The sequence below is a fragment of the Marinobacter sp. genome (assembly GCF_035268745.1).
GTDB lineage: Bacteria > Pseudomonadota > Gammaproteobacteria > Pseudomonadales > Oleiphilaceae > Marinobacter.
In genome coordinates this window covers 1-5,692 of sequence record NZ_DATFKH010000199.1, presented here as the reverse complement: position 1 = coordinate 5,692, position 5,692 = coordinate 1, and the positions used below count along the sequence as shown (strand labels likewise).

General features: G+C 57.3%; 6 protein-coding genes. 5 read left to right on the top strand and 1 reads right to left on the bottom strand.

Translation table 11 applies throughout. The annotated features are described in order from the left end of the window. Positions 1–8 precede the first annotated feature (8 nt). Positions 9–509, bottom strand: coding sequence for a MarR family transcriptional regulator (locus VJ956_RS13525; RefSeq protein WP_324085568.1), 501 nt, complete (start codon positions 507–509; stop codon positions 9–11). Between the two features lie 205 nt (positions 510–714). Between VJ956_RS13525 and VJ956_RS13520 the strand changes: the two genes are divergently transcribed. The 5 genes from VJ956_RS13520 (at position 715) to VJ956_RS13500 (ending at position 5,658) form a co-directional block, all read left to right on the top strand. Then, positions 715–1,827, top strand: a complete 1,113-nt coding sequence (locus tag VJ956_RS13520; protein WP_324085567.1) for a branched-chain amino acid ABC transporter substrate-binding protein — start codon at positions 715–717, stop codon at positions 1,825–1,827. A gap of 161 nt (positions 1,828–1,988) precedes the next feature. Next, a complete protein-coding gene (livH, locus tag VJ956_RS13515; RefSeq protein WP_324085566.1) occupies positions 1,989–2,912 on the top strand; it encodes a high-affinity branched-chain amino acid ABC transporter permease LivH in 924 nt (307 codons plus the stop codon). After that, the gene (locus VJ956_RS13510; protein WP_324085565.1) at positions 2,912–4,192 is read left to right on the top strand and encodes a high-affinity branched-chain amino acid ABC transporter permease LivM; all 1,281 of its coding nucleotides are present in this window, start codon (positions 2,912–2,914) and stop codon (positions 4,190–4,192) included. Before livH ends, VJ956_RS13510 begins: the two co-directional genes overlap by 1 nt. Continuing rightward, positions 4,192–4,947, top strand: coding sequence for a high-affinity branched-chain amino acid ABC transporter ATP-binding protein LivG (gene livG, locus VJ956_RS13505; RefSeq protein WP_324085564.1), 756 nt, complete (start codon positions 4,192–4,194; stop codon positions 4,945–4,947). The genes VJ956_RS13510 and livG overlap by 1 nt, the downstream gene beginning before the upstream one ends. A gap of 9 nt (positions 4,948–4,956) precedes the next feature. After that, entirely contained in the window at positions 4,957–5,658 is a 702-nt protein-coding gene (locus VJ956_RS13500) for an ABC transporter ATP-binding protein (protein WP_324085563.1), read from the top strand. Positions 5,659–5,692 lie beyond the last annotated feature (34 nt).

Genomic DNA, 5,692 nt, shown 5'->3' with positions numbered 1-5,692 from the left:
TTCCGTGGCTAATTCGCTTCAGTCTTTTTCCAGCCATCCTCCCGGAGCACCGGCCCCACATCCAGGACCGGCGACGCATCAAGCCCGTCGGCGTCCATCATATTGGCCACGCGCTGTAATGAGGCCAGAATCATGGTCTGCTCCCACTCCGCCAGGCTCTGGAATTTCCTGATGAAATCCTCCTGCAATGGCTCCGGAGCGCGGGCCAGAATGTCTTCGCCCTCCTCCGTCAGATGGGCATGGACCTTGCGCTTGTCCTGAGTGCTACGAACACGGTACACCAGCTTGCGATGTTCCAGCCGGTCGAGGATGGTGGTCACGGTTGCCTGGCTCAGGCTGACCCTGTCGGCGATGGTGCCAATGGTTACCTTACCCAGATCGCGGATGCTTCGCATGATCAGAAGCTGTGGTCCGGTCAGACCAGCGTGCTTGCTCAGCCGTTTTGAATGCAGGTCTGTCGCCCGTATCACCCGGCGAAGTGCCACCAGTACACCTTCGTAGTTATCCAAATTTCACTCCAGAACTGCCTGCACAATTTGTTTACACCCCTAAGCATTAGAGGTCTTTACTCCGGCGAATGCAACCTGCATGCTTCCGCTACGCGTTCTGATAGAATAGGTGGAGGCATCCGGAATCTTGACAAGGAATCGCCTGTGGTGTTTGTTTACTGCGTATAAAACAGAAGAAACCCTGAAACATAACAGGACATGATCAATGACAACATCCATTAGAAAACTCATTACCGCCATCGGCGCTGCCACTGCCGTAATGGCCGCCGGGCATGCCGCTGCTGAAATAAAGATTGGTATCGCAGGGCCTATGACCGGCCCGGTCGCCCAGTATGGCGACATGCAGTTCGCCGGTGCCCGCATGGCCATTGAACAGATCAACGCCGATGGCGGAGTTCTGGGCGAGGACCTGGTCGGTGTTGAATACGACGACGTCTGTGACCCCAAACAGGCCGTCACCGTTGCCAACAACATGGTCAACGAGGGCGTTCGTTTTGTGATCGGCCACCTGTGTTCAAGCTCTACCCAGCCAGCCTCGGATATCTATGAAGATGAAGGTATCCTGATGATCACTCCGGCATCCACCAGCCCGGCCATCACCGAGCGTGGCTACGAACTGGTCTTCCGTACTATCGGTCTCGACAGCATGCAGGGCCCTGTAGCCGCTAATCACCTGATTAGCCAGGACCCCGAGCGCGTGGCCATCATCCACGACAAGCAACAGTATGGTGAAGGCATCGCAACAGCCGTTCGCGACACCCTGACCGAAGCCGGGGTGGAAGTGGCGATGTTTGAGGGCATCACCGCCGGTGCCAAGGATTTCTCGTCACTGGTGACCAAGCTCAGGGAAGCTGACGTCGATTATGTCTATTACGGCGGCTACCACCCGGAGCTGGGGCTGATTCTGCGCCAGGCTGACCAGGCAGGCCTCGACGCCACCTTTATGGGGCCAGAGGGCGTAGGCAATAAAGACATCAACTCGATCGCAGGCGATGCAGCTGAAGGCCTGCTGGTCACACTGCCGCCCAGCTTCGACGAGAAGGAAGAAAACCAGGCGCTGGTTCAGGCCTTTGAAGACAAAGGCGAGGACCCCTCCGGCCCGTTCGTGCTGACGTCATACACAGCGGTACAGTTGGTAGCCGAGGGCATCGAGCAGGCGGGCTCCAAGGATCCGTTTGAGGTGGCCGAAGCCCTTCGCGAGGGCACTTTCCAGACCCCGATAGGCACCGTTGAATATGATCAGGCGGGGGATCTGGAGTCGTTTGAATTTGTTGTTTACGAATGGCATTCAGATGGCAGCAAAACTCCGGTAAACTGAGGCAAAGCCGTTAACAAACGGTAATCACAAGAACACCTTCTCACCGCGACCCGGGAGAAGGTGTTTTTCTTGGCCCCTGTCGATACTGCACTCAGCATCTCCCGCAACCCGGGAAGTGCCCATTTGTGGAGACGGGGGCCGGTCATCGGAGTCCGACACCCATGCAAGATCTCCTGTATTTCATTCAACAGCTCATTAACGGGCTGACGATCGGCAGCACTTATGCCCTGATTGCTATCGGTTATACGATGGTTTACGGCATCATCGGCATGATCAACTTTGCCCATGGCGAGATCTATATGATCGGTGCCTATACCGCACTGATCGCGATTACCGGCCTGACGGCCCTCGGTATTGCCTGGCTACCGCTGATTCTGATTGTCGCCCTGATCTGCGCCATGATCGTCTCCAGCTCAATGGGCTGGGCTGTTGAACGTGTTGCCTACCGGCCTGTTCGCGGCAAACACCGCCTGATTCCCCTGATTTCCGCCATTGGCATGTCGATTTTTCTGCAGAACTACGTTCACCTGGCCCAGGGTTCCCGCAATATCGGCTTTCCGGCATTGATCGAGGGTGGCTTCCGGTTCGGTGACCCGGACTCGTTCCAGACCTCGGTTTCCTACATTCAGATCCTGATTTTTGCAACAACCCTGGTCTGCATGACGGCGCTTTCACTGTTTATTTCACGATCCAGAATCGGACGGGCCTGCCGGGCTGTGTCCCAGGATCTCGGCATGGCAAACCTGCTTGGCATTGACACCAACCGCATAATATCCGCCACCTTCGTGATCGGTGCAGCCCTGGCAGCAGTTGCCGGTTTGCTGCTGGGCATGTATTACGGCTCGGTTGATCCCCTGTTCGGTTTTATTGCCGGATTAAAAGCGTTCACCGCGGCGGTACTGGGCGGCATCGGCAGCATTCCTGGCGCCATGCTGGGCGGGCTGATTCTGGGCGTTGCCGAAAGCATGACCTCCGGTTATCTCAGCGGCGAGTACAAGGACGTGGTCTCATTCAGCCTGCTGATACTGATCCTGCTGTTCAAACCCACCGGCCTGCTTGGCAAACCGGAGGTTGAAAAGATCTGATGGCTGCTTACAATTTCAAGCATGCGCTGTTCAGCGCGATCGTCACTCTCATCATTTCCTATCCGATCCTGGGTTTTAATCTGGTCAGCGAAGGTAGCTCAGTCGTCCTTAAAGGCGCAGATGCCTTCACTGTTGTCGGCGTATTTATCGCGGCGCTGGTGGTGTTCATGTTCCAGCTGTTCCGCGACAGCTTTATGGCAATGCTTGGCAGGCTGCCTGCCCTGAACCCACTGGCCAACCTACCACCGATGCCCCAGAAAAAACGCCTGAAAGTGGAATCCATTCTGCTGACGCTGATGCTGATTGCCGCCCTGTTCTGGCCATTCATGGCATCACGGGGCGCCGTTGACCTGGCAACGCTGGTACTGATCTACATCATGCTGGCCCTGGGTCTGAACGTGGTCGTCGGGCTTGCCGGTCTGCTGGACCTGGGTTATGTGGCATTCTATGCCGTTGGCGCCTACACCTTCGCGCTGCTGTCCCAGTATGTGGGCATCTCGTTCTGGCTGGCGCTGCCAACCGGGGCACTGCTGGCGGCATTGTTCGGACTGGTTCTCGGCTTTCCGGTATTGCGATTACGGGGGGATTACCTGGCCATCGTGACTCTCGGCTTTGGCGAGATTATCCGTATCCTGCTGAACAACATGACCAACCTCACCGGCGGCCCCAATGGCATCGGCGGTATCCCCGACCCCACCCTGTTCGGCATGGAATTCGGCCGCCGGGTGAAGGAGGAAGGCAACACCTCCTTCCACGAAACCTTCGGCATCGCCTACGCCGGTGAACACAAGGTCATTTTCCTGTACCTGATTGCGCTGGTGCTGGCGGTGATCACGGCGCTGATTATCCGCCGGCTGATGCGGATGCCGGTTGGCCGTGCCTGGGAGGCCCTGCGCGAAGACGAGATTGCCTCCCGCTCTCTGGGCCTGAGCCGCACTGCGGTCAAACTGTCCGCGTTTACCATTGGCGCCTTTTTTGCCGGTTTCGCGGGCACCGTATTCGCTTCCAAGCAGGGCTTTATCAGCCCGGAATCTTTCGTGTTCCTGGAATCCGCCATCATCCTGGCCATCGTGGTTCTCGGCGGTATGGGCTCCCAGATGGGGGTTATCCTCGCGGCCATTGCGGTGACGATCCTGCCGGAACTTGCCCGGGAGTTCTCCGAATACCGCATGCTGATCTTTGGCGCTGCCATGGTACTGATGATGGTCTGGCGTCCCCAGGGTCTGCTGCCCATGCGACGCATTCATATTGAACTCAGTCCACAGCGGGGAGACAGATAATGCTTGAAGTCAAAGATCTGTCGATGCGCTTCGGCGGCCTCCTGGCGGTGGATCAGGTATCGCTGGACGTACAGGAACACGAAATCGTGGCGATTATCGGCCCGAACGGGGCCGGCAAAACCACGGTCTTCAACTGCATGAGCGGTTTCTACAGGCCCACAGGCGGCCAGATTCTGTTTGAAGGGCAGGAAATTCAGGGCAAGCCGGATTTCCGGATTTCCCGGCTTGGCCTGGTGCGGACCTTTCAGCACGTTCGTCTGTTCAGCCAGATGACGGTGGTTGAAAACCTCCTGGTTGCCCAGCACCGGCATCTGAACACCAATCTGATATCAGGCCTGATCAAGACCCCCGACTATCGCAAGCGCGAGCAGAAATCACTGGACCGGGCCGCTTACTGGCTGGACCGGGTGGGGCTCACCGATATGGCCAATCGTGACGCCGGTAACCTGGCCTATGGTCAGCAGCGCCGGCTGGAAATTGCCCGCTGCATGGTTACTGAACCCAAGCTGCTGATGCTTGACGAGCCTGCTGCCGGCCTCAACCCGGCCGAGACCAAGGACCTGAACCAGCTGATCATCAGCCTCAAGGAAGACTACAATGTCTCCGTGGTGCTGATTGAGCACGATATGAGCCTGGTCATGGACATTTCCGACCGCATCAATGTGATCAACCAGGGCCGCCCGCTCGCCAGCGGAACGCCTGCCGAAATCCGTCAGAACGACGACGTCATCAAAGCCTATCTGGGTGAGGCCTGAGGAAATATCATGCTTGTACTAGAAGACGTCCATACCCATTACGGCAAAATCGAAGCGCTGCACGGGGTTTCCGTGGAAGTCAACAAAGGCGAGATCGTCTCCCTGATCGGGGCCAACGGCGCGGGTAAAACCACCCTGCTGATGACCGTCTGTGGCAACCCCCAGGCTTCCTCCGGCCGGGTATTCCTGAAAGGCCGCGACATTACCCGCGACCTGACTTCGAATATCATGCGTTCCGGCATTGCGATAGTGCCGGAAGGCAGGCGCGTGTTTTCCGGCCTGACCGTGGAGGAAAACCTTCATATGGGCGGTTTCTTCAACACCAAAGCGGAAATCCGCAAGAGCCAGGACCACGTCTATGAGCTCTTCCCCCGCCTCAAGGAGCGTGAACACCAGCGCGCCGGTACCATGTCCGGGGGCGAACAACAGATGCTGGCCATCGGCCGTGCACTGATGAGCCGGCCAAACATGATCATCCTCGACGAACCTTCACTGGGGCTGGCGCCGCTGGTGATCAAACAGATCTTCGAGATTATCGGCCATCTGCGGGAAGAAGGCATTACCGTGTTTCTGGTGGAGCAGAACGCCCACCAGGCGCTGAACCTTGCAGACCGTGGCTATGTGCTGGAAACCGGAAAAATCCGCCTGCACGACACCGGCAGGAACCTGCTGGAGAATCCCGAAGTCCAGAACGCTTATCTTGGCGGTTGATCGCAAGTATCAAACAGAATATTGAGTGAGAACC

Coding starts and splice junctions, on each gene's coding strand:
- VJ956_RS13520 (WP_324085567.1), top strand. CDS start 715: ATGACAACATCCATTAGAAAACTCATTACCGCCATCGGCGCTGCCACT.
- livH (WP_324085566.1), top strand. CDS start 1,989: ATGCAAGATCTCCTGTATTTCATTCAACAGCTCATTAACGGGCTGACG.
- VJ956_RS13510 (WP_324085565.1), top strand. CDS start 2,912: ATGGCTGCTTACAATTTCAAGCATGCGCTGTTCAGCGCGATCGTCACT.
- livG (WP_324085564.1), top strand. CDS start 4,192: ATGCTTGAAGTCAAAGATCTGTCGATGCGCTTCGGCGGCCTCCTGGCG.
- VJ956_RS13500 (WP_324085563.1), top strand. CDS start 4,957: ATGCTTGTACTAGAAGACGTCCATACCCATTACGGCAAAATCGAAGCG.